Source organism: Rhodococcus sp. NPDC057529 (genome assembly GCF_042802055.1).
GTDB lineage: Bacteria > Actinomycetota > Actinomycetes > Mycobacteriales > Mycobacteriaceae > Rhodococcus_F.
Map to the genome: position 1 here is coordinate 59,650 of NZ_JBHVEY010000027.1, position 21,356 is coordinate 81,005.

Sequence of the window (21,356 nt, forward strand, 5' to 3'; positions counted from 1 at the left end):
CCACTACGGCAGGTCTGCTCGATAGATCAATACCGGACTCTGCCGACCACCGAAAATTGTAATTGACGTTCTCGGGAACGCTGTACCCATTGACAACTGCTTTCGTGGGATCGATCGGCGTTGTCGCTTCGTCGGTCCCACAGGCACTAACCCCGACAACTACTGCAGCTAGGACCGTCGAGATCCGAGTCCTCACCGCCCGAACTCCATGTCCTGCACTTGCTCACGCCCCGCGTTCATCGCGTCGACAAACTCACCAACGCCGGTGAAACCTGCTTCGGTAATGTATCCAGCCAAGCTCGAAGAAAGCAGCGGGGTTGTAAAACTGGGACGGTCAGAGACAATCTCGTCATACGGCAGCAGCGGGCCGTTCACACCATCTCGAAAGTCCTCGAGACCGACATAAGGGTCAAGCGAGCCGCCATTCGCCGCTTGAAGACCGAGCGCAATCTGATAGTACTGCTTTGCAAGAAGCGAATCCTCTGCAAACTGCGTGTTCGGCTGGACTGTACCGTCGGGCACAGCACCCATAACCGCACTCTTGAAAGCCGGATCAGCGAGATCGATTCCGCTAGAAATGATCGGCCCAGCGCCGGGGATGAATTCGACACCCTTGCTCACCACGGTTCGGATCATGTCGTATGCGAAACCCTTGCTCTCGAAACCGGCAGTGTTATTCGACGATTCGTCCGCTGCGCGGTCCGCAAATTCGAGATCGAACCCCTTGTCGACCACACCTTGGATACTGCCGGCCCAAGAACCGTATTCGTAGTGCGGCATCTGCGGAGTGCGACCTTCCAACGCCCACGCTTGCTCCAGCTGAGCCGACATTCCGAATGCCTGAGCGTTGAAGTAGCCCGCCGCATCCGCGTTGGAGTCGATCACCGAAAACAGGCGGGGCGCATTTTCGAGCCCGAACTCTCCGCCGGTCGGGCTGGCGAAGCCGGAAGTGCCTGCGAAGTCTCCGGGCACCCCCACCATGTTGCCGATGTAGGGTGCGAGTGATGTGCCCAGAGCCTGCGAAATTTCGGGGTTCACCTCGCCGATGGCCTGGCCTTTCATCCCGGGGATGTCGAGCAGTTCGGCGTCTTTGGCGGCGAGGATCTGTGCCAGCCCGAAGGCCGATTCACCGGCTTGTCGCGATCGGAACATCTCTCCGGGGTCCGACGGCTCGGAGGGCCTGGCGTCGTCGGCGATCCAGTCGAACATCCCGGCGACGTTCTGTTCGCCGCCCTCGGCCCAATCGCGTTGGAGCAGCGGCAGGATGACGTCGTCGCGGTTGTAACCGGTCGGCATGCCTTCACCGGACAGGATGTTGTGGACGGCGACGTGATCGCGGCCGCCGACCCCGACCATTTCCTGCAGGAGTGTGTCGACGCCGTCGCGGCGCAGAACGTTGTGGTCGAAGGAGTCTCCGATCAGCAGACTCTTATCGTTCGTGGCCGACGCGATCTCGCCGGCACGGGAGAGGAGATTCTCGCTCAGCTCGCTGCCCTGCTGAACGGCAGGGTCTGCGAGTCCGAACGCCTTGGTGAATCGCGCCAGGTCGTGGCCGTTGTTGACGACCGTCGACGGCTGCGGGGCGTCGTTCGCACCCTTCGTGAGGTTGCCGGTCGACGTCACCGGCCCCTCGAACAGCCCACGAAGGCTTTCCGGGATATGACTCCGTCCGCCGACGTCACCGGCCGCACTGCCGACGTTGTAGTTCGACACGACGGCGAGGCCGTTGGACAGCGCGCTCGCGGCCTCCGTGCGACCGTTCTCGGTGTACTGCTCGGACAGTGCGAGGAAGCCGTCCTTGCCGGCCGCAGTGTAGAACTGCTGGAGGAAATCCATCGTTCCCTGCGGAACGTCGGCGACCTTGCCGCCGTCGGCCAGCGTCTTCACTTGCGCGGGGGTGAGCCCGGCGGCGGCGATCTCCCGGGTAACGCGGTCACGGACGTCCTGCGGAATGTCGGAACCGCCCCGCGCGACCTGCTCGCCCAACTCGGTGCCCTCGTGACCCGACAGGCCCGACGACGCGGGGGCGCTCGCGGCGACGGCCCCGAGGGCCTCCCGGATCGCCGTCGCCATGTCCCGATCGGCGTTGTCGAGTTCCGTCAGGGCCCCATCGAGCCGGCTGCGCCAGTACTCCATCACGTCGGCGTACTCGGCGGCTTCAGCCTCACTCATCGTCTTCGGCTGACTGACGATCTGCCAATCGTCGGAGACGGTGAATCCGTCGGTCGCCGCCTTGTCGACCACGGTGGCGACATAGTCTCGCGCGTGACCGAGGCGATCGGCCCCGCCCACCAGGGCGGTCGACAGATCCTCCAGATCGTCGGCGAGCCGACGGATTTCCGCCCGCTCGGTGTTCGCCCGCTGCTCGGCAGCCGCCTGCGACGGACCGCGCCAGTCGTCGTGGAGGCCCAGATCCGCGACGACCCGATAGACGTCCTCGGCCCGGCTTCGCGTGTCTTCGGCGGTCCGACCGATTTCCTCGCCCGCCGACCTCAGGTCCTGCGGGTTCCAGACGTGCAGTTGCGACCTACGCGGAATCACAGCTCTCCCATCGCCGACAGCTGCGAAGCGAACGTCGTGTCGGTGACGTCGTAGTTCTCGGCCCCGTCACCCGCGATGAACGCCATCTCGTCGATGCGGCTGGCTGCGACTCCGAGCGCGGACGCGAGAATGTCGCCGGCGTCCCGGCACGCGGCGGCAGTGTCGGACCCCTCGACGGCCCGGCCCGCGCTGTCGAAGCTCCGCCCGCCGCCGAGCGCCTCGACCTCACGGGCGATGGCGCCGAGCGAATCGGACATCGCACGGAGCATGTCGGGGTCGACCTTGACGACCGTGACGTCCGATCCGCCGAGCACTGGCGGCAACCCTGGGATGCTGGCCAGCGGAGGCTGCGTCGCACCTGGGCCGTCCAGTGAGCCGATGACACTGTCCGGCCACGTCATATCGCCCTCTGACATCGACTTTTCCCCCTGTTGTCTGCATCGAGGTCCACCCCTGGACCCCGGCCACCGAGACGCTCGGCGACCGTGGAGAGAATAGCGGACCCCGCCCACACGGACGCATGACCACAACACGGTTGTGCACCGGTTCGGCGGGTACACAGATTGGGAATGGCACGAACCGGGTATCGAGACGAGATGGCCATCACCGATATCAAGGAGTACAGCCACCTCACCGAGGCGGACGTGGAGGCGCTGGGCGCGGAACTCGATGCGATCCGGGCCGACATCGAGGAGTCCCGCGGCGCCCGCGACGCGCGGTACATCGACCGGACGATCAAGCTGCAGCGGTCGCTGGCGATTGCGGGCCGGGTCGTCCTGTTCGGCAGCCGGAGAAGACCGGCGTGGCTCCTGGGTACCGCGTTGCTGGGTGCGGCGAAGATCATCGAGAACATGGAACTCGGCCACAATGTCATTCACGGCCAATGGGATTGGATGAACGATCCCGAAATCCACTCGTCGAATTGGGAGTGGGACAACACGTGCCCCTCCTCGGGGTGGAAGCACTCGCACAACTACGTGCACCACAAGTTCACCAACATCGTGGGACTCGACAGCGACGTCGGTTACGGGATTCTGCGGATGACCCGCGATCAGAAGTGGTCGCCCGTCTACCTGGCGCAGCCGTTCTACAACGTGCTGCTGGCGTTGCTGTTCGAGTGGGGTGTCGCGCTGCACCACCTGGACGTGGAGAGCATCCGGCGCGGCGACTACGACCGCGCCGAAACCCTCCGCAACGCGAAGGAGGTGGGCCGGAAGATCGCGCGGCAGGTCGGCAAAGACTACGTGGTGTTCCCGGCGCTGACCGGACCGGCGTGGAAGAGCACTCTCACGGCGAACGTCACGGCCAACGTGATCCGGAATCTGTGGGCCTACGGTGTCATCTTCTGCGGCCACTTCCCCGACGGTGCCGAGAAATTCACCGAGGAGGAATTCGACCAGGAGACCAGGGCCGAGTGGTATCTGCGTCAGATGCTGGGCTCGGCGAACTTCCACGCGGGCCCGGTGCTCGCGTTCATGAGCGGCAACCTCTGCTACCAGATCGAGCACCACGCGTTCCCGGATCTGCCCAGCAACCGCTACGCGGAGATCGGCGTGAAGATGCGGGCGTTGTGCGACAAGTACGACCTCCCGTACACGACGGGTTCACTCCCCCACCAGTACGGGCTCACCCTGCGCACCATCTTCAAACTCGCCCTGCCCAACCGCTTTCTGTCGGCGTCCGCGGACGACGCACCGGAGACGGCGTCGGAACTGCGCTTCCGCATCCGGGGTGGAATGAAGGAAGTGTTCGGGGTCGACCCAGCGACCGGTACACGGCGCGGGCTGCGCACGGCGCTGGCGATGATCCGTAACTGACTAGGACGTCCACGCGTACCGGAAGCGTTGCGCGACCTCGTCGACCGGTTTGTCCCGGTACTCGGCGTGCTCGTAGCGCTTGACCGCCGCCAGCGCTTCGACGATCAGCGGACCGAACAGGTCCCGCGCGAGTGCCGAGGATTCGAATGCCCCGAGCACGTCGGACGGCAGGGTCGGGAGGAGGTCAACGGCGTGCGCGCCTGCCAGGTTCGCCGGGTCGACCGACACCTCGTCCGGTAATGGAAACGCACCGGCGATCCCGTCGTGGGCGGCGCCGAGAACGGCGGCGCCGCTCAGGTACGGGTTCGCGGAAGGGTCGACGGGTTTGATCTCGAGGTTCGCGCCGTGCGGGTTCCCGGCGGTGTCCGCGCACAGGCGGACCGCTGCCTCGCGGTTCTCCAGCCCCCAACAGCGCGACACCCCCGACCACATCCCCGGACGCAACCGCAGATGCGACAGCGCCGATCCGGCGAGAACCGCCGTGAACTCGGGTAGCGCCCGCAGGATCCCGGCGATCGCGGCGCCACCGGCGGCCGTCAGCCCGTGTGGGCCCGGACCTCCGGACAGGATCGGCCGATCGTCCTCGGCCAACGACACGTGCTGGTGGGCGCCGTTTCCCGCACCGCCCGCGACGGGCATGGGCGAGAACGACGCCCGCATACCCTGGGCGCGCGCGGTCCGGCTGATCAATGCGCGGGCCAGCACCACGTCGTCGGCCGCCGTGACGGGATCGGCGGGGGCGAGCGACACCTCGAACTGGTTGAGCCCGGCCTCGGCGTGGACCTGTTCGATCGGCAGTTCGGCAGCCGCTGCCGCGGCGAGCAGTCGTGCGAAGAATTCGTCGTGTGCGAGAACGGCGTTCAGTCCGTACGCGGACCATTCTTCGGCCGTCGCCGCGGCGAACAGCGTGAACTCGATCTCGTGGCCGATGCGCGCGCTCAGCCCGGATTCCGCGAGCCGCGCCGTCACCCGCCGCAGCGCATCCCGGGCGCAGGCGAGCGACGGCGTTCCGTCCTGCTCGGTGAGGCACGCCGGCGCCCAGTACGTGCCGTCGCCCAGGTTTCTCACGTCGTCGCCGTCGATCCGCAGCCGAAGGTCGCCCACCACGGAGAAGGACGGCGTGAACGCGAGGTGGTCGTCGATGCAGAACACACTCCAGCTCGGCGAGGCGCCCGCACCGACGCCGACGAACGCGGACAGTCTCGACGCGGGCAGCACCTTCGCCCGGGAGACCCCGGCCATGTCGACGATCGAGCCGACGATGCGGTCGGTGGGGCCGAAGCCGTTCTGTGCGCCGCGCATCAGTGCCTCGCCACCACCCCGGTCATGCACCGAGCAGCTGGTGCGCTCGCAGACCGACGTACAGTTCGGCGGCGTCGATGGGGTCGGCGAAATCGCGTCCCGTCAGCGTGTGGATTCGGCGCAGCCGGTAGAGGACGGTGTTGCGGTGGTAATGCAGCTGGGTGGCCGCCGCAGTCGTGGAGCCGCGGCAGGAGAACCAGGCGTCGAGGGTGGCGAGCAGGCTTTCCTGTTCCTCCGGGGGCAGCGCCAGCACCGGTCCGAGGATCTGGTTCGACGCGAGCTTCCCGGCGTCGGGAACACTGACCAGGAGCAGCGACACCGGCACCGACTCGTAACGGGTGACGGTACCTCCGCCGTGACCCGCGCAGCGGCGGGCGATCCGCGCCTGCTCGACTGCCCGGCTCGTCCCGCCCGGACGTCCGAACGCCGAGCTGACCCCGATCCGTCCGTGACCGGTGCGGCCGAGGACGTCCAGTGCCGAATCGAGGACCTCGGCGGTGGCGGCCCACAGCAGCCCGACCCGGCCGTCGACCTCCGTGTCCCACACCGAGTCGACCCCCGCACCGCGAAGGTCCGACTGGACGACGTCCGCGGCGGACGGGGACGCCGCTGCCTCGACGGACACGACGAGGAATGTGCTGTTCTCCGGAATCCGGAACGTACGGAGGGCGTCGGCGGCGCCGGCCGGGTTGGCGGCATGGTCGCCGAACAGGGTGCGGATCAGCCGGCCCCGCGACTCGGCGTCCTCGCGGGCCCGCAGGTCGGCGGTCTCCCGGTAGGCCTCCGCGGCGCTGTCCGAGTAGACGTCCACCAGCGCCCACACCTGAGCGGCCATGTCGAGCAGCGCATTGGTGGCGCGTCCCTCCGAGCGGTTCATCAGTTCGTCCCAGATCAGGCGGCCACCGAGCCGGAACGCGTGGAGCAGCGCCGCGAGCGGCACCCCCTGTTCCGCCTTCAGCTGCCCGGCCGCACGCGCCGCCTCCAGCCGGATCGGCGCACTGCCCGCGAGGTTGCCCAGCATCGCCGTCAAGTTGTCGACGCACGCCGCGTACAACTGCTCCGGGGTGAGGAGGGTCGCCTCCACGTAGCCGTGCTCGGCCGACAGGATGCGCGAGACGAGTTCCTCGGACAACTGGTCGACCGACTCCAGCATCGAGCCCAGAAGCTCGGTGGGCGACGGCGCGACATCCGGGCTGACAGTCATCCGGCAAGACTATCGACCCGACGAAGTCCACGCCATCCCCCTTTTTGTGCGACGGCATAGCCCCGGTGGTCACATTGACAGCCGCGGCCTATGGCGCAGCGCCCGCAACGGGGACGAGAATCGGTGTTCTACGCCACAGAAATCTTCCCATCCGTGGCGCGGTCCACCATGTACTCGACCCGAGCGGAGCTGTCCACCGTGAGCACTTCAGAACCCGAGGCCACCTCCCCCATCACCTCCCCCCACCCGGAGGTCGATGCGGCCCTCGCCGACCTCGCCGAGGGCGAGAAGACCTGGGCCGACCTCACCCTCACCGACCGCCGAACACTCCTCGACAAGGTGCACGACCTCACCGTGCAGCACGCCGCCGACTGGGTGGACGCCGCGGTCGCGATCAAGGGCCTGGACCCGAAGTCGCCGCTGGTCGGCGAGGAATGGATGTCCGGACCGTACCCGCTGGCCACCGGCACCGCGGCACTGTCCGCGAGCCTGGCGAAGCTCGACGCCGGCACCAGCCCACTGGACGGCGCCACGTTCGGCACCGCGCCGGGCGGCCGCACCACCGTCAAGGCGTTGCCGCTGAACATCTTCGACAGGCTGCTGCTCAGCGGATTCAGCGCGGACGTGTGGCTGCAGCCGGGAATCGATCGTGCGACGGCACAGCGCGACGCCGGACTCGCCCAGCGGGACCCGTCGCAGACGCAGGGCGTCGGCGTGGTCCTGGGCGCCGGCAACATCACCTCGATCGCCCCGCTCGACACCCTGTACGAACTGATCGCGCACAACCGCGTCGTCGCCCTCAAGCTCAACCCGGTCACCGACCGCCTGCTGCCCGTGCTGACGCGGGTCCTCGAACCGCTCATCTCGATCGGCGCGGTCCGGTTGCTGACCGGCGGCGCGGAGGTCGGGACGTATCTGGTGCACCACGACCGGGTCGACCACGTGCACATGACGGGCAGCGCGCTCACCCACGACGCGATCGTGTTCGGCACCGGCGAGAAGGGCGCGCGGCGCAAGGCGGCGAACGAACCCCTCCTGGGCAAGGCCATCTCCAGCGAACTCGGCGGCGTGTCCCCCACCATCGTGCTGCCCGGCGAATGGAGCCGTGCCGACATCAAGTTCCAGGCCGAACACATTGCGACGCAAAGACTGCACAACGGCGGCTACAACTGCGTTGCGGCGCAGGCCGTGGTCGTGTCGTCCGAGTGGAAGCAACGCGACGAGTTCGTGGCCGCCCTGAAGGACGCACTCGACAAGGCACCGGAACGCACCGCGTACTACCCCGGCAGCGACGCCCGGATCGCCGGCGCCGTCGCGTCGTTCCCCACCGCGGCCCGCCTGGGCGAGAACGGTGGACGCGTCCTGGTCACCGATCTCGAGCCCGGCGCCTACGCCCCACTGCTGCAGACCGAGTACTTCGCACCGGTGCTCGGCGTGATCGACCTTCCCCACGGCGGCGCCGAGTTCGCGGCCCACGCCGCCGACCTCGTCAACGCGGACTTCGTCGGAACACTCGGGATCAACATCGTCGCGGCGCCGCAGACCATCCGCGAGATGGGTGCGGAGTTCGACTCGCTGCTCGAGAGCCTCCGCTACGGGACCATCGCCGTCAACGCGTGGACCGGCGTCGGCTACCTGACCGCCACCGCCACCTGGGGAGCGTTCCCCGGCCACACCCTGAACGACGTGCAGAGCGGCATCGGCGTGGTGCACAACGCGCTCCTCATCGACCGGCCCGAACGCACCGTCGTCCGCGGCCCGTTCCGTCCGTCGCCGCGGTCGATCCTGAACCGCGAGATGTCCATCTCGCCCAAACCCCCGTGGTTCGTCACCAACCGAACCGCCGCCACGACGGGCCGATTGCTGACAGGATTTGCCGGTGCACCCTCATGGACCCGGCTGCCGGCGATCTTCGCGTCCGCGCTGCGCGGGTGAGGGCTGCGAGTCCTCGTCCCGTCACCCCCGTCGAAGTGGAGATGAACGATGAATCAGGAACTGTCTGTGGCCGACTACGTGATCGTGGGGTCGGGTTCGGCAGGTGCGGTCCTCGCCGACCGGCTCAGCGCCGACTCCGGCACCGAGGTCGTGGTCCTCGAGGCCGGCGGTGAGGACAAGGACAAGTTCGCGCACATCCCCGCCGCCTTCTCGAAACTGTTTCGCAGTGAGCTGGATTGGGACTACCTGACGGAGCCGCAACCCGGGCTCGGCGGGCGCACGATCTACTGGCCGCGCGGCAAGATGCTCGGTGGCTCGTCGTCGATGAACGCGATGATGTGGGTGCGCGGATTCGCCGCCGACTACGACGAGTGGGCCGCACTCTCCGACGACACCTGGTCGTTCCGGGAAGTGGTCAAGTACTTCCGCCGCATCGAGAACGTGCAGGACGCGTCGGACGCCGACACCGGCACGGGCGGCCCGATCGTCGTCTCGCACCAGCGGAGCCCCCGCGCCCTCACCTCATCGTTCCTCGCGGCCGCCGAGGAGACCGGGTACCCCGTCGAACGGGCGAACACCACTCGGCCCGAGGGTTTCTCGCAGACCATGGTCACGCAGAAACGGGGCGCGCGGTGGAGCACGGCCGACGCCTACCTGCGGCCGGCACTGAAGCGGAAGAACCTGACCGTCCTCACCGGCGCCCAGGCCACGCGGGTGCTGTTCGAGGGCTCCGCCGCCGTCGGCGTCGAGTACGAGAAGGGCGGGGTGCGACGCACCGTCCGCGCCGCGAAGGAAGTGGTCCTCGCCGGCGGGGCGATCAACTCCCCGCAACTCCTCATGCTGTCGGGCATCGGCGACGAGGCCCAGTTGCGGGCGCACGGCATCGCGGTGCAGCAGCACCTGCCGGAGGTCGGGAAGAATCTGCTCGACCACCTGGTGTCGTTCCTCGGCTACCGCGTCGATTCGGACTCGCTGTTCGCCGCGGAGAAGATCCCGGAACTGCTCAACTACCTGACCCGTCGCCGCGGCATGCTGACGTCGAATGTGGGCGAGGCGTACGGCTTCACGCGCAGTCGGGACGATCTGGCGCTACCCGATCTCGAAATGATCTTCGGGCCGGCACCGTTCTTCGACGAGGGCCTCATCCCGGCGACCGGGCACGCCGCGGTGATCGGCACCATCCTCGTCAAACCCGAGAGCCGCGGCGAGATCTCGCTGCGGTCGGCGGATCCGCTCGCCAAGCCGATCATCGATCCCCGCTATCTCAGCGACAGCGGCGGAGTCGACCGGCGGGCGATGCTCGAGGGACTGCGCCTGTGCGACGCTCTCGCGTCCGCGCCCGCGCTGAAGTCGCGGCTCGGAAATCTGATCCGCCCGGCCGTGGAGCCGAGCACGCCGATCGACGAGATCCTCGAGCGGGCACTGCAGGAGAACGCGCACACGCTCTACCACCCGGTCGGGACGTGCCGCATGGGCAACGACGACGCGAGTGTCGTCACACCCGACCTGCGGGTTCGTGGAGTCGACAAACTGCGGGTCGCGGACGCGTCGATCATGCCCGCCATCATCCGCGGGCACACCCACGCACCGTCGGTCCTCATCGGTGAGCGGGCGTCGGATCTGATCCGGAACTCGTAGGGCGCTTCGCGCCCCGTGCGTGGTTAGCGAGTGCAGAGACTCGTTAACCACGCACGGGCGGCGGAGCCGCCTAGTACCGGCGCGCCGCGTAGAACGGCATCGAATCGAGCGGCGACTGCTTGACGGGCTGCCCGGCGGTGGGCGCGTGGACGACCGTGCCGTTCCCGGCGTAGAGCCCGACGTGCTGCGCCCCGTTGAACAGGACCAGGTCACCCGGTTGCAGGCTGCCCTTGTCGACCGGCGATCCCCCGTTCAACTGGTCGTAGGTGGTACGGGGCACCGAGATGCCCACCTGCTTGTACGCCCACTGCACGAGGCCCGAGCAGTCGAAGGAGTTCGGCCCGGTGGCGCCCCAGACGTACGGCGAGCCGATCTTCGACTCGGCGGCGGCGAGGGCCTGCGCGCCGTGGGTGGATGGCATCGCCGGCGGGGCCGGGACCGGTCCCGGCAGTGGCCCGGGGTTCGGAGCCGGAGCGGACGGAACCGGGGGCACTGGCGGTACACCCGGTACCTCGAATGTCCCGATTCCTGGGATGCTGATCGGCTCCGCTGCAGCGGGAGCGACGGGAAGCAGGAACGCTCCCACTCCCACACCGGCGGCGATCAGAAGACCGCCGGTCGAAAACTGCAGACGATTGCCCCGACGCAATCTATGCTTGGCCATTGAGCTGAGTCCTTCAATTCTGAGGTCCGGCGACTTCCGTGCCGTTCGGACGAGACGTTAGATAACATCCCGGTCACGAACTCAGCGGACAACGGCCGAATGGCCCATACACATACCTGTTTTTGCAATACAGGTAGATAACGATTCGATATCGAACCGACCGGTCCGGCACGAAACACCGGAAACAGGTATGCCTTCGGGTAAATCGGCCCGTTACCGACGGCATCCCCGTCGTCCACGCTGTGTGCGTGTCACTGACCCAGAACTCAGAACCCGAGATCTTCGGGGAACCCGCAGGTGCGGACGCCACGACCCTCACGGTCGTGGGTGCAGGCGCGCCCGTCGTCTTCCTGCACGGATGGGGACTCACCCCGCGGGTGTACGACCGCAGCCTCGCGATGCTCGCTCAGCAGGGGCATCGCGTCGTCACGCCGACACTCCCCGGCTTCGGCGGCACTCCCGATCACGCGCCCGAGGACCGCACCTTCGCCGGTTACGCGGCCTGGCTCGGACGGTTTCTCGACGACGCGGGAATCAGTGAACCGGTCACCCTGGTCGGCCACTCGTTCGGCGGCGGCGTCGCCATCCAGGCCGCCCACGACCTTCCGGAGCGGGTCACGCGCCTGGTACTGGTCAATTCCGTCGGCGGCGGCGCCTGGTCGTCCGACGGCTGGCACACCCGGCCCATCGACGAGCGACCACTGTGGGACTGGGGCGCCTCGGCCCTGGGTGAGGCGCTGTCGATCCGGACCATCGCGCACACGACGGCGTCGCTCGTCAACGGTTTTCTGCCCAACGCGCTACGGGATCCGGGTGCGGTCTGGCGAACGGCACACCTGGCCAGACGGGCGGATCTGCGCCACGAACTCGGCGTCCTCGCCGAGCGGGGCCTACCGGTGTCCCTCCTGTGGGGTCGCGGGGACCGGACAATTCCCCTCGCCAGCTTCGAGTCCATGAGGAACGCGCTACGCAATCCACGCGTCATTACCGTGACAGGCAACCACGGCTGGCTGATCCACGACCCCACCTCTTTCGCCGACGCCGTCCGCCGGGCACTCCACAGCCCGTGAGTGGCCTGCGAGTGTAGGGACTCGCTCACCACGCACGGGCGGCGTAGCCGCCTACTTGCCGTTCGCGTACGGGTTGTAGTCGTTGGTGAACAGGCCCTCCGCCGTCGTTCCGCCCGGTTTCAGCACCCCCAACCGCACGCCCTGGTCGATCCAGATCTGGAACTCCCCGGGATCGATCACTCCCCCGGCCGCAGGCACGCCGGCACTCTTCCACTGCCGGACGAACTCCGTCGACTCGTTCCGCCCACGACCTTCGACAATCTTCACGAAACGATCGACCACCTCCTCCTTCGGCACCGTCTGCGTCCACCGCACGGCGCGCGCGACGCCCTGCACGAAGTCGCGGACGGCGTCCTCGTTCTTCGAGATGAAGTCGTTCCGGAACACCACCGACCCGATCCCCAGCGGGCCGGTGAGATCGACATCCGTGAACAGCGGCGTCAGCCCGCCCCGGCCGAGCGCGGCATCCTTGACGATCCCCCCGAGATTCCCCACGTCGATCTGCCCCGACCGCAGTGCCTGTTCCGTGTTGTTCGGCGGCACCACGGTCAGCTCCACCTGGTTGATCTCGTCGTTGGTCAGGCCGGCGCGGAACAGCCATTCCTTGATGACGTACTCGTGGTAGGCGCCGAGGGTGTTGATGCCCACCTTCTTCCCGATCAGATCGCGGGCCGTCCGGAGGGGGCTGCCGTCGAGGACGTAATAGCCGTTGAAGCTGTCGGCCTCGGTGTCGCCGTCCGAACCGTATACCGACACGACTCCGGTCAGCGGTGCCCCGGCGTCGACGAGTTTGGCGATGGCACCGTTGAAGGCCGCCCCGAAGTCGGTCTCCCCGGTGGCCGCGGACTGGATGCTCTGCGGCCCACTCGTCGTGTCCCCCAACCACTCCAGGTGCACCTTCTCGAAGAACCCGAGATCCTCCGCGAGCTCGGGGAAGGTGACACTGGCCGGGCTGCCCTCGTACCGCAGCACCGTCTTGCCGTCCGCCGTCGTCCCGCCGCCCGAGGACGACCCACCACATGCCGCGACCACCAGCGCCACGGCCGTGACCAGCACCGCGGCGGCGAACGATCTGTTACGGCGCAACCCGATCGGCGACTCAGCCCTCATGTCGACGTCCTCTGGCTCAGTCGGAGCCGTGGAACGCGGTGCCGGCCACCGACCGCGACGGCTGACCGTCGACGCCGACCGGAACATCACCTTCGACGGTGGTGCGGTACAGCACCCGCACGACGTCGAGATGATCGAGGTCGGCCGGCGCGAGGTGCGCGGTGATGCGGTTGTCCCACACCCCGATGCTGTTGTTCTGCCAGCGAACTCGAACCGTGTACGCCGGGTTCGTGACCTCCTCGAACAGCAGGTCGAGGATCCGGTCGCTCTGCGCCGGGGAGACCCCGAGGATGCGGCTCGTGAAGCCGGGAGTGACGAACAGCCCCCGCTCACCGGTCTCCGGATGCACGCGGACCACCGGATGCTCCGTCACGATCGGCTTGGTCGTGACGTTCTGCTCGGCGTCACTGCCCGCCTCCCAGCGCTTCTGCCGTCCCCCGAACCGGTGTTCGGCGCGCAGGCCGTCCACGAACGACTTCAACGATTCCGGCAGATTCGCGTACGCCGCCGCGAGATTGGTCCAGGTGGTGTCGCCCCCGACGTCGGGGACCAGTTCCGATCGCAGGAACGTGATCGCCGGCGGGTTCACCAGCGCCGAGACGTCGGTGTGCCAGAAGTTCGCGTAGCTGTACTTGCGGGCACCGCCGCGGGCCGCGTACTTGCGGCTGTCCACCTCCAGGATCTCCGGGTAGCCCTCGGGGGCGTTGTAGTCGTAGGGATGGGCGGGTGTCACCTTCCCGAAGTGCCGGGAGAACCGGATCTGCGCCGCGTGGTCGAGGGGCTGGTCGCGGAAGAACAGCACCTTGTGGTCGAGCAACGCCTGCCGCAGTCGTGCGGCGGTGGCCTCGTCCAGGTCACCCGCGAGATCCACACCGCCGACCTCGGCGCCGATATAGCCGGCGATGGGTGCGATCCGGAGTTCGGTGGCGACACCGGGACGGTCGTCGATAACTGTCATTGTCGTCTCCTTGGTTCTGTGCGCGGCTGACGAGTCCAGAGACTCGCTAACCGCGCACGGGCGGCGAAGCCGCCTACTTCTCGCCGCGGAACGCCGCACCGGCGATGGACGTGGATTCCTTGCCGTCGGGACCGACGGGAACGTCGCCCTCGAGGGTGGTGCGGTACAGGACCCGGGTGACGTCGAGGTGGTCGAGGTCGGTGGGCGCGAGGTGGGCGGTGGCGCGGTTGTCCCAGAACGCGAGACTGCCCGGCGCCCAGCGGAAGCGCACCGTGTAGGCAGGGTTCGTCACCTCGGCGAACAGGAGGTCCAGCAGGCGGTCGCTCTGCGACGGCGACACCCCGACGATCCGGGCGGTGAACCCGGGCGTCACGAACAGGGCACGCTCCCCCGTCTCCGGGTGTACCCGGACCACCGGGTGTTCGGTGACCAGCGGGTTCTCCCGCGTCTTCTGGGCGTAGCTGCTGTCCTCGGCCCACTGCGGGTGCCGTCCGCCGAATCGGTGCTCGGCGCGGAGGCCGTCGACGAGTCCCTTCAGTGAGTCCGGCAGACCCTCGTAGGCGGCGACGAGGTTGGTCCACTGGGTGTCGCCACCCTGCTCGGGGACGAGGTGCGCGCGCAGGATCGTGCCGGCAGGCGGGTTGATCAGCGCGGTGACGTCGGTGTGCCACTTGTTGTCGTAGCTGTACTTCTTGCGCCCGAACCGCTTCTCGTACTTGCGGCTGTCGACGGCGAGGATCTGCGGGAAGCCTTCGGGTGCTTCGTCGTCGTACGGGTGCGACGGCGTCACGTCACCGAACTTTCGGGAGAACGCGATCTGTTCGGCGTGCCCGATCTCCTGGTCGCGGAAGAACAGCACCTTGTAGCGATGCAGAGCGTCGCGAACCTGTGTTACCTCGGTGTCGGCCAGTTCTTTCCGGAGGTCGAGCCCGGAGATCTCGGCGCCGATGTGCCCGGCGACGGGACGGACCTCGATCGCGGTGTCGGCGGACCGATCGGAGTCGGTGGGCGCTGCGGTGGTGACGGTCATGGGTACTCCTGGGTTTCGGGCTGAATCGATACGTCGCGATCATCATCGAATCCCGAACTACGTTGCTACAACGCTTTTTTCACAATGCGAAAAAGGTTCACCCTGAGTTTTTCCCTACCGGAACGCGGGAAATGCGGTTCCGGCGCCCGCACCGATCCGCGCCGCGACGCCCCGCATCGGCGGCACGATCTCCCGCACGAGATCGTCGGTGAGTCGCCGGCGGAGCGCCTGGACCCCGAGCGCGCCGCGGGTCCGTCCGTCGGCGTCGAGAACGGGAACCGCGACGGCGAGCACGTCCCGGTTCTCGGAGGAGAAGGCTGCAGCGTACCCCCGCCGCCGGACCCGCTCGAGGTCCGGGGACGCCTGCACCGAGGTGCCTCGCCGGGCGGACGCCGAACCGAACGCCAAGATCGCCATGCCCATCGCGCTGGTCTGCAGTGGCTGACGCGCACCGGGCAGCTGATGCGTGCAGAACCGCTCGGGTGGGCGTGCGGAGAAGACGGTGACCACGACATCGTCCTTGGCGACGCCGAGGCTGGCGGTCAGTTTCACCCGCGCGGCGAGCGAATACAGGTGCGGGGCGAACGCTTCGGCGTCGTGCCGCCCCAGCGACGGCACCGCGAGGGAGATCAGATGCGGCCCCACCCGGTAGCAGTCGGTGTGCTCGTCGCGTTCGAGCAATCCGCCGCGGACGAGGGCCTGCACGATGCGGTACGCGGTGCTGACGGCCAATCCGGTGCGGGCGGCGAGCGCGCTGACCGTCAGGTCGGTGGCGCCGCCCTCGAAGCAGGCGAGGACCGCGATTGCCCGTTCCACCGCCTGCGACCCCGACCGCGGTGAATTCACGACGCCTCCTTACCGTCCGGACGCAGTCAGGCCGACCGCGCGGCGCGGTACTCGGGAAGCGGAACCGCGAAGCGGTCGCGCAGGGTCGTCTCCGCGTATTCGTGGCGGAACAGTCCCCGCTTGCGCAGCAGGGGCACCACTTCGTCGACGAAGGTGTCGAGGCCGGACGGGAACGCGTCGGGCATGAGGTTGAATCCGTCGGCCGCCTCGGCGCGGAACCACGCCTCGATGGTGTCGGCCAGTTGTTCCGGGGTGCCGATGACGGCGCGGTGCCCGCCGCCGCCGTTCAACTCGCGCAGCAGCTGGGCGACGGTCAGGTTCCGCTCCCGCGCCAGCCCGACCACCGATTCGCGGAATCCGAGGGAACCCGAGAACGTCGCGGGGTCGGGCGGCCCGTCCAGCAGCGACGGCGGGATCGGCTGGTCGAGGTCGAGTTCCGCGAGTGGGACACCGAGCGTCAGACTCAGCCGGTCCCAGCCGAACCGGGCGGGGATGTGCTCGCGGAGCTGCTCGTGTCGAGCGACGGCCTCCGCTTCCGTCGAGCCGATGACGGTGATGAGCCCGGGCAGGATCTTCACGTCGTCCGGGTTGCGGCCTGCCGCCCGCGCCACGTCCTTGACGTGCTTGTAGTGCCTGCGCGCGGAGTCGAGCGTCAGTTCTGCGGAGAACACGCCGTGTGCGGTGCGTCCGGCGAGCTCACGCCCGGCGGGTGATCCGCCCGCCTGCACGAGCGGCGGCTGCCCCTGCTCCGACGCCGGCGCCCGCAGCACACCGTCGACGTCGAAGAACTCGCTGTGGTGCGACACCGGGACACCGCTGCGGGCGCTCTCCCACAGTGCGGTGACGACGCCGACGAATGCTTCGGCACGGCGGTAGCGGTAGTCGCGGTCCGGGATCTGGTCGAAGCCGAAATTGGCTGCCGCCGTCGGCGAATACGTGGTGACCACGTTCCACCCCACCCGACCGCCGCTGAGGTAGTCGAGGGAGAGGAAGCGTTCGGCGAGATCGCGCGGGTCGTTGAACGTGGTGGAGGCGGTCCCGATCAGACCCAGATTCTCGGTGGCTGTCGCGACGGCCGCCAGGATCACCGACGGTTCCAGCGCCCGGGTCGGCTTGACCCGGGGGTTCTCCCAGAAGCCGGGACCGTCGGCGAGGAAGAACGCGTCGAGCGTGCCGCGCTCGGCGATTCGCGCGACCCTGGTGAAGTGGTCGAGATCGACGAACGAGTGGGCGTGCACGTCGTCGAGCGTCCACGCCCCGGGGGCGATACCCACGTCGAGCACGTTCACGTTGAGCACCAGTTGGCGTCGGGAGCTACTCACGGCTGTGCCTTCCGAATCAGAAGAATCCGGTGTCGGGGAGCGGTGTCTCGTTGACCACGAGGTCGCCGATCACCCGCGCCTTGTACACCGTCGGGTTGTGGGAGAACAGGGTTCGCAGGTTCCGCCAGTGCCGGTCCAGGTGCGCGGACTCCCGGGTGGCCGAGGCGCCGCCCACCTCGAACAACCGGGTCGCGGCCCGGAGCGCGACGTCCTCGATGGACACCTTCACCTTCGCGGCCAGGACCGCGGCGTCCTGCTCGAGCCGGGCGTCGACGCCGGACGTGCGGGCGGCGTCCGCGGCCACATCCTGGGCTGCGGCGGCCGCGCGGACCACCGACTCCGCCGCGAAGGCCGCCGCCGACAGTGTTCCGACGACCTCGAGCAATTGCGGGTCGTGCCGCGGTTCCTCGGCGGCAGCGAACACGAAACTGCGCTTGCGGCCACGGATCAGCGCGGCGGACTCGGCCGTGACGGTGCGGAGGATGCCCGCCGCGATCGCGTGCAGGTACAGCTGAGGAAGCGCCTGACGCGGCCGGGTCTCCTCGTCGCCGCCCCGGAACGGAAGGGTCTCGGACTCGGCCACGGCGACGTTCTCGAACACGGTCGTTCCGCTGCCGGTGTGCCGCTGGCCGATTCCGTCCCAGTCGTCCTCGTGGACGATCCCCGCGCGGTCGGCGGGCACGATGGCGCTCAGTGCCTTTCCGTCCGGGACGTTGGCGGATACCCGGATGAAATCGGAGTACAGCGAGCCCGTGCTGTAGAACTTGACCCCGTCGAGGCGGTATCCGCCGTCGACCGGTGTCAGCGTGGATTCGAAACTGTACGAGCCGACGGCGCGGGTGCTCAGCTCCGAGGACGCGCCGCCGAACAGCTTGCCCGACACGACGTCCGGCAACCATGCCTCCTTGCGCTCTGTGCGCGGGACCCGCAGCAGTTCCTCGACGAACGCGTAGTGGACCCGGATGATGTGCGGAACGTCGGGATCGGCCTCGGCGAGGTCGATCACCAGGTCGAACAGATCCTGCAGGGTGTACCCGCCGCCGCCCTGCTCGCGGGGCACGCGCACGGCCCCGAGGCGGTGCTCGCGGATCAGCTCGACGGCCCGGTGCGGCCCTTCGGTCCCGCCACCGGCACGCCGTCGCGCGGCGTCGTCGGCGATCTCGGCGATCACGGCGGCCAGTTCGGCGGAGCCGCGTGCGGGCGGACGCACCGCCTCCGGTGCGGGGGCCTCGGATACCGCTGTCATGGTGAATCTCCTGTCTTCGGTGAAATGGTCAGCTGGCCGGGAACGCGCTGCGGCCGCCGGACAGCACGGTCTCCGCCGTCTGCAGACCCAGACGGTCACGCAGGGTGGGCCGCGGGTCCTGGAGTGTCGGTTCGCGCCGAACCGCGGCGAGCAGGGCGGGCAGATCGGCGGCGGTGAACCCACCGACGATCACGCCGTCGGCTTCCGTCGCAGGCGGGGTGCTGCCTCGTGTCCACTGCCGGTCGATGAGCAGCACCTGGTCCGGGTCGAAGTGCGCGCGGTATCGGCGCACCGAGTCCTCGTCCGGAAGGATCACCGCGTCGGCGGTGCGTCGCGCGGCGACCTGTTCGGCGTCGGTCGCGGGGCGCCAGAAGACGGGCGGCTTGCGTTGCGGCGGTTCGGGAACATTGAGCGGGCCCGACACGGAGAAGAAGCCCGTGTGATCGATGTGGACGATCCGTTCGGAGTCCGCGAAGATGCCGCGCGCGGCGTCGTCGACGATGCTGTCGCCGGGCCAGCTCTCCCACAACTTCCGGACGACCGACACGGCATCGACGGCCGCGTCCACCGGGCCCGACCCGATCAGCCAGCCGGCCCTGCCGCGGGATCCGTGGTCGAGCGAGCCGAGCCGGCGCGCGAGGTTGAACGGGTGATCGCGAACCACGGCGCCGGTCACCACCAGTCCCACCGAGCTCGTGTGCCGGGCCAGGACGGTGGCGGCCACCGTCGCATCGATCCTCGGCTCCACCTCGTTCGTGTGGTCACCACCGAGAACGAGGAAGTCGATTCCCGACTCGTCGATGCTGCGCCCGAATTCCTCTCGCCGCGCCTGCTGCCTCGGGTCGAGCACGTGGGTGACGACGGCGGCGTCGAGCTGCAGTCCGACGACGGTATGGCGGCTCATGACGGTTCCCCTCTCCGCGATTGCCTCTCACCTTCCCAGAGCGTCACGCCCCGGACGAGCATTGCGCTCAGTGTGATTGTGGACGCGGCGCCGGATGAAACATTGTGTTCCACAGCGGTACTCACTTACGCTCGGTCCACGTGTCGTAGAACCAGGGCACGGAGTTGGCTGCATTGCGGAAATCGTGGATGTGCGGGGCCACGGCGAAGATCTGGGTGTCGAGCAGAAGCGGGATCGTGTAGGCGTTGTCGATCACGTGATCCTGGATCTGTTCGATCAGCGCGATCCGCTTGTTCCGGTCCGTCTCGGTGACCTGCGACCGCAGCAGGCCGTCGAGATACGGGTCGTTGCCTTCGAGCTGGAACAGATCCCCCTGGTCGCTGTCGTAGTTCTGGGTCAGCCGGAAGGTGTCGGCCGTGGGCCACCCGTTGCGGCGCAGGCTCAGTTTCGGATCGGCGGTCGCCTTCGGGTAGTTCGCGAAGTCGGTCTGCCTCAGCTGCAGCGAGATTCCCACCGCACGGAGCTGTCGCTGGACGAGTTCGTACAACGGTTTCGACGTGTGGTCGTAGACGTCGATGTACAGGCTGAGCTCGAGTGGCCTGCCGTCCTTCTGCCGGATCCCGTCGGCATCCCGCGCGGTCCAGCCCGACGCGTCGAGCCGGCGGTTCGCTTCGTCCGGGTCGAACCGCACCTCGTCGGAGCGGTCCTTCCACCCCAGCGCACCCTCGGTGATGATGCTGTTCGCGGGTTTCCAGTTGTCCGAGTACAGGGTGGACACGATCTGGTCGCGATCGATTCCGTACATCAGCGCCTTGCGCACGTTGACGTCGTCGACGAAATCGGCGGTCTGCCGCACGTCCAGGACGTTGGCCAGACCCGGGGTGCGCAGTCCCAGAACGGTGAATCCCTCCTTCCGCAGCAGGGCCTCGTCCGGCGGCTGGGTGTACCGCAGGGCGTCGCCCTCCCCGGAACGCAACGCACCCACGCGGATGCTGTCCTCCTCGATCGGCACCACCGTCACCGAGTCCAGGTACGCCTCGCCCTGATGCTTCGCGGTGGCGGGCGCCCAGTCGTACCCGCGACGCTTGACGAGTCGGATCTCCTTGTTCGGGATCTCCGACTCCGCGACGAACGGTCCGCTGCCGATCAGATTGGTCACCACCGACTGGTCTTCCTTGCTCGCGTCGATGGTCGCGTCCGCGACGAGCCCGGCCGTGTTCATCGACAACGCCGCCAGGAAGGGGGCGTTCGGTTCCGCCAGGTGCACGGTGACCGTGCGGGCGGCCGCGTCCGTGTCGACCGCCGTCACCTTCGGGAACCACGCGTTGCGGGGAATCCCCTTCGGCTTGTCACCCTCGGCCAGCCATTCGATGTTGCGTTTCACGCTGGCGACGTCCAACGGGGTGCCGTCACTGTAGGTGACGCCGTCGCGGATGACGAACTGGTAGGTGGTTCCCGGGTCGTCGACCGTCCAGCTCTGCGCGATCCACGGCTCGAATTCGAACGTCTCCGGATCCTGGTACACCAGTCGGTCGAGAAGCTGATCCTTGACGAGACTGTTCTGCCAGTACGACACCTGGATCTGCATCGACGCCGTCACCTCGGCGTCGAGGTACACGAGGTCTCCCCCCGGCTTGACCTGCGAAGCCGTCTCGGTGGCACCGTGCGTCTGAGTGCACGACGCCACCACCACCGCCGTCGCCGCGATGCACGCCGCCAGGCGGAAGCGTCCGAACCTGCGTGCCATGAACCGTGAACCTCCGGGTTGT

Annotated in this window: 18 protein-coding genes; 5 read left to right on the top strand and 13 right to left on the bottom strand. The window is 68.1% G+C overall.

Annotated features, from left to right (window positions below):
- Positions 1-192 precede the first annotated feature (192 nt).
- Complete coding sequence (locus ACFU5V_RS36275) at positions 193-2,244, bottom strand: hypothetical protein (protein ID WP_378705443.1); 2,052 nt, start codon at positions 2,242-2,244, stop codon at positions 193-195.
- 21 nt (positions 2,245-2,265) lie between these two features.
- Here ACFU5V_RS36275 and ACFU5V_RS36280 point away from each other — a divergent pair, with 21 nt between their 5' ends.
- Complete coding sequence (locus ACFU5V_RS36280; RefSeq protein WP_378705446.1) at positions 2,266-2,595, top strand: hypothetical protein; 330 nt, start codon at positions 2,266-2,268, stop codon at positions 2,593-2,595.
- Here ACFU5V_RS36280 and ACFU5V_RS36285 read toward each other — a convergent pair.
- Positions 2,538-2,942: a hypothetical protein gene (locus tag ACFU5V_RS36285; RefSeq protein WP_378705547.1), complete on the bottom strand. Its 405-nt coding sequence runs from the start codon at positions 2,940-2,942 to the stop codon at positions 2,538-2,540. The genes ACFU5V_RS36280 and ACFU5V_RS36285 overlap by 58 nt on opposite strands.
- 195 nt (positions 2,943-3,137) lie before the next feature.
- Here ACFU5V_RS36285 and ACFU5V_RS36290 point away from each other — a divergent pair, with 195 nt between their 5' ends.
- Entirely contained in the window at positions 3,138-4,358 is a 1,221-nt protein-coding gene (locus tag ACFU5V_RS36290; RefSeq protein WP_378705448.1) for a fatty acid desaturase family protein, read from the top strand.
- Here the strand turns inward: ACFU5V_RS36290 and ACFU5V_RS36295 are convergent, their stop codons facing one another.
- Both ACFU5V_RS36295 and ACFU5V_RS36300 read right to left on the bottom strand, forming a co-directional pair.
- A complete protein-coding gene (locus ACFU5V_RS36295; RefSeq protein WP_378705451.1) occupies positions 4,359-5,660 on the bottom strand; it encodes a glutamine synthetase in 1,302 nt (433 codons plus the stop codon).
- 22 nt (positions 5,661-5,682) lie between these two features.
- The gene (locus tag ACFU5V_RS36300; RefSeq protein WP_378705454.1) at positions 5,683-6,864 is read right to left on the bottom strand and encodes a PucR family transcriptional regulator; all 1,182 of its coding nucleotides are present in this window, start codon (positions 6,862-6,864) and stop codon (positions 5,683-5,685) included.
- 198 nt (positions 6,865-7,062) lie between these two features.
- Between ACFU5V_RS36300 and ACFU5V_RS36305 the strand changes: the two genes are divergently transcribed.
- Both ACFU5V_RS36305 and ACFU5V_RS36310 read left to right on the top strand, forming a co-directional pair.
- Positions 7,063-8,799, top strand: a complete 1,737-nt coding sequence (locus tag ACFU5V_RS36305) for an aldehyde dehydrogenase family protein (RefSeq protein WP_378705457.1) — start codon at positions 7,063-7,065, stop codon at positions 8,797-8,799.
- 48 nt (positions 8,800-8,847) lie between these two features.
- Positions 8,848-10,437 (top strand): GMC family oxidoreductase, encoded by a 1,590-nt coding sequence (locus ACFU5V_RS36310; protein WP_378705460.1) that lies wholly within the window; start codon positions 8,848-8,850, stop codon positions 10,435-10,437.
- Between the two features lie 70 nt (positions 10,438-10,507).
- Here the strand turns inward: ACFU5V_RS36310 and ACFU5V_RS36315 are convergent, their stop codons facing one another.
- Positions 10,508-11,101 carry a C40 family peptidase gene (locus ACFU5V_RS36315; RefSeq protein WP_378705463.1) on the bottom strand — a complete coding sequence of 198 codons (594 nt, stop codon included), beginning with the start codon at positions 11,099-11,101 and terminating at the stop codon, positions 10,508-10,510.
- Positions 11,102-11,343: 242 nt separating this feature from the next.
- Between ACFU5V_RS36315 and ACFU5V_RS36320 the strand changes: the two genes are divergently transcribed.
- A complete protein-coding gene (locus tag ACFU5V_RS36320) occupies positions 11,344-12,171 on the top strand; it encodes an alpha/beta fold hydrolase (protein ID WP_378430371.1) in 828 nt (275 codons plus the stop codon).
- Positions 12,172-12,222: 51 nt separating this feature from the next.
- On the opposite strand, the gene ACFU5V_RS36325 is transcribed toward ACFU5V_RS36320, so the two are convergent.
- The 8 genes from ACFU5V_RS36325 to ACFU5V_RS36360 all read right to left on the bottom strand — a co-directional run bounded on the left by ACFU5V_RS36325 (position 12,223) and on the right by ACFU5V_RS36360 (position 21,334).
- A complete protein-coding gene (locus ACFU5V_RS36325) occupies positions 12,223-13,281 on the bottom strand; it encodes an ABC transporter substrate-binding protein (RefSeq protein WP_378430370.1) in 1,059 nt (352 codons plus the stop codon).
- A 16-nt stretch (positions 13,282-13,297) separates the two neighbouring features.
- Positions 13,298-14,239, bottom strand: coding sequence for a TauD/TfdA dioxygenase family protein (locus tag ACFU5V_RS36330; protein WP_378705467.1), 942 nt, complete (start codon positions 14,237-14,239; stop codon positions 13,298-13,300).
- 73 nt (positions 14,240-14,312) lie between these two features.
- Positions 14,313-15,269, bottom strand: coding sequence for a TauD/TfdA dioxygenase family protein (locus tag ACFU5V_RS36335; RefSeq protein WP_378705469.1), 957 nt, complete (start codon positions 15,267-15,269; stop codon positions 14,313-14,315).
- Between the two features lie 114 nt (positions 15,270-15,383).
- Positions 15,384-16,115, bottom strand: coding sequence for an IclR family transcriptional regulator (locus ACFU5V_RS36340; RefSeq protein ID WP_378705472.1), 732 nt, complete (start codon positions 16,113-16,115; stop codon positions 15,384-15,386).
- Between the two features lie 26 nt (positions 16,116-16,141).
- Positions 16,142-17,437, bottom strand: a complete 1,296-nt coding sequence (locus ACFU5V_RS36345; protein ID WP_378705475.1) for an LLM class flavin-dependent oxidoreductase — start codon at positions 17,435-17,437, stop codon at positions 16,142-16,144.
- Positions 17,438-17,453: 16 nt separating this feature from the next.
- Complete coding sequence (locus ACFU5V_RS36350) at positions 17,454-18,683, bottom strand: acyl-CoA dehydrogenase family protein (protein WP_378705478.1); 1,230 nt, start codon at positions 18,681-18,683, stop codon at positions 17,454-17,456.
- 28 nt (positions 18,684-18,711) lie between these two features.
- A complete protein-coding gene (locus ACFU5V_RS36355; protein ID WP_378705481.1) occupies positions 18,712-19,587 on the bottom strand; it encodes an LLM class flavin-dependent oxidoreductase in 876 nt (291 codons plus the stop codon).
- A gap of 121 nt (positions 19,588-19,708) precedes the next feature.
- On the bottom strand, positions 19,709-21,334 hold the full coding sequence (locus tag ACFU5V_RS36360; RefSeq protein WP_378705483.1) for an ABC transporter substrate-binding protein: 1,626 nt from the start codon (positions 21,332-21,334) through the stop codon (positions 19,709-19,711).
- Positions 21,335-21,356 lie beyond the last annotated feature (22 nt).

Bases quoted from the DNA above. Each gene is read 5' to 3' on its own strand.
- ACFU5V_RS36310 (WP_378705460.1), top strand. From the start codon at position 8,848: ATGAATCAGGAACTGTCTGTGGCCGACTACGTGATCGTGGGGTCGGGT.
- ACFU5V_RS36335 (WP_378705469.1), bottom strand. From the start codon at position 15,269: ATGACCGTCACCACCGCAGCGCCCACCGACTCCGATCGGTCCGCCGAC.
- ACFU5V_RS36350 (WP_378705478.1), bottom strand. From the start codon at position 18,683: ATGACAGCGGTATCCGAGGCCCCCGCACCGGAGGCGGTGCGTCCGCCC.
- ACFU5V_RS36355 (WP_378705481.1), bottom strand. From the start codon at position 19,587: ATGAGCCGCCATACCGTCGTCGGACTGCAGCTCGACGCCGCCGTCGTC.
- ACFU5V_RS36295 (WP_378705451.1), bottom strand. From the start codon at position 5,660: ATGCGCGGCGCACAGAACGGCTTCGGCCCCACCGACCGCATCGTCGGC.
- ACFU5V_RS36290 (WP_378705448.1), top strand. From the start codon at position 3,138: ATGGCCATCACCGATATCAAGGAGTACAGCCACCTCACCGAGGCGGAC.
- ACFU5V_RS36315 (WP_378705463.1), bottom strand. From the start codon at position 11,101: ATGGCCAAGCATAGATTGCGTCGGGGCAATCGTCTGCAGTTTTCGACC.
- ACFU5V_RS36300 (WP_378705454.1), bottom strand. From the start codon at position 6,864: ATGACTGTCAGCCCGGATGTCGCGCCGTCGCCCACCGAGCTTCTGGGC.
- ACFU5V_RS36330 (WP_378705467.1), bottom strand. From the start codon at position 14,239: ATGACAGTTATCGACGACCGTCCCGGTGTCGCCACCGAACTCCGGATC.
- ACFU5V_RS36360 (WP_378705483.1), bottom strand. From the start codon at position 21,334: ATGGCACGCAGGTTCGGACGCTTCCGCCTGGCGGCGTGCATCGCGGCG.
- ACFU5V_RS36325 (WP_378430370.1), bottom strand. From the start codon at position 13,281: ATGAGGGCTGAGTCGCCGATCGGGTTGCGCCGTAACAGATCGTTCGCC.
- ACFU5V_RS36285 (WP_378705547.1), bottom strand. From the start codon at position 2,942: ATGACGTGGCCGGACAGTGTCATCGGCTCACTGGACGGCCCAGGTGCG.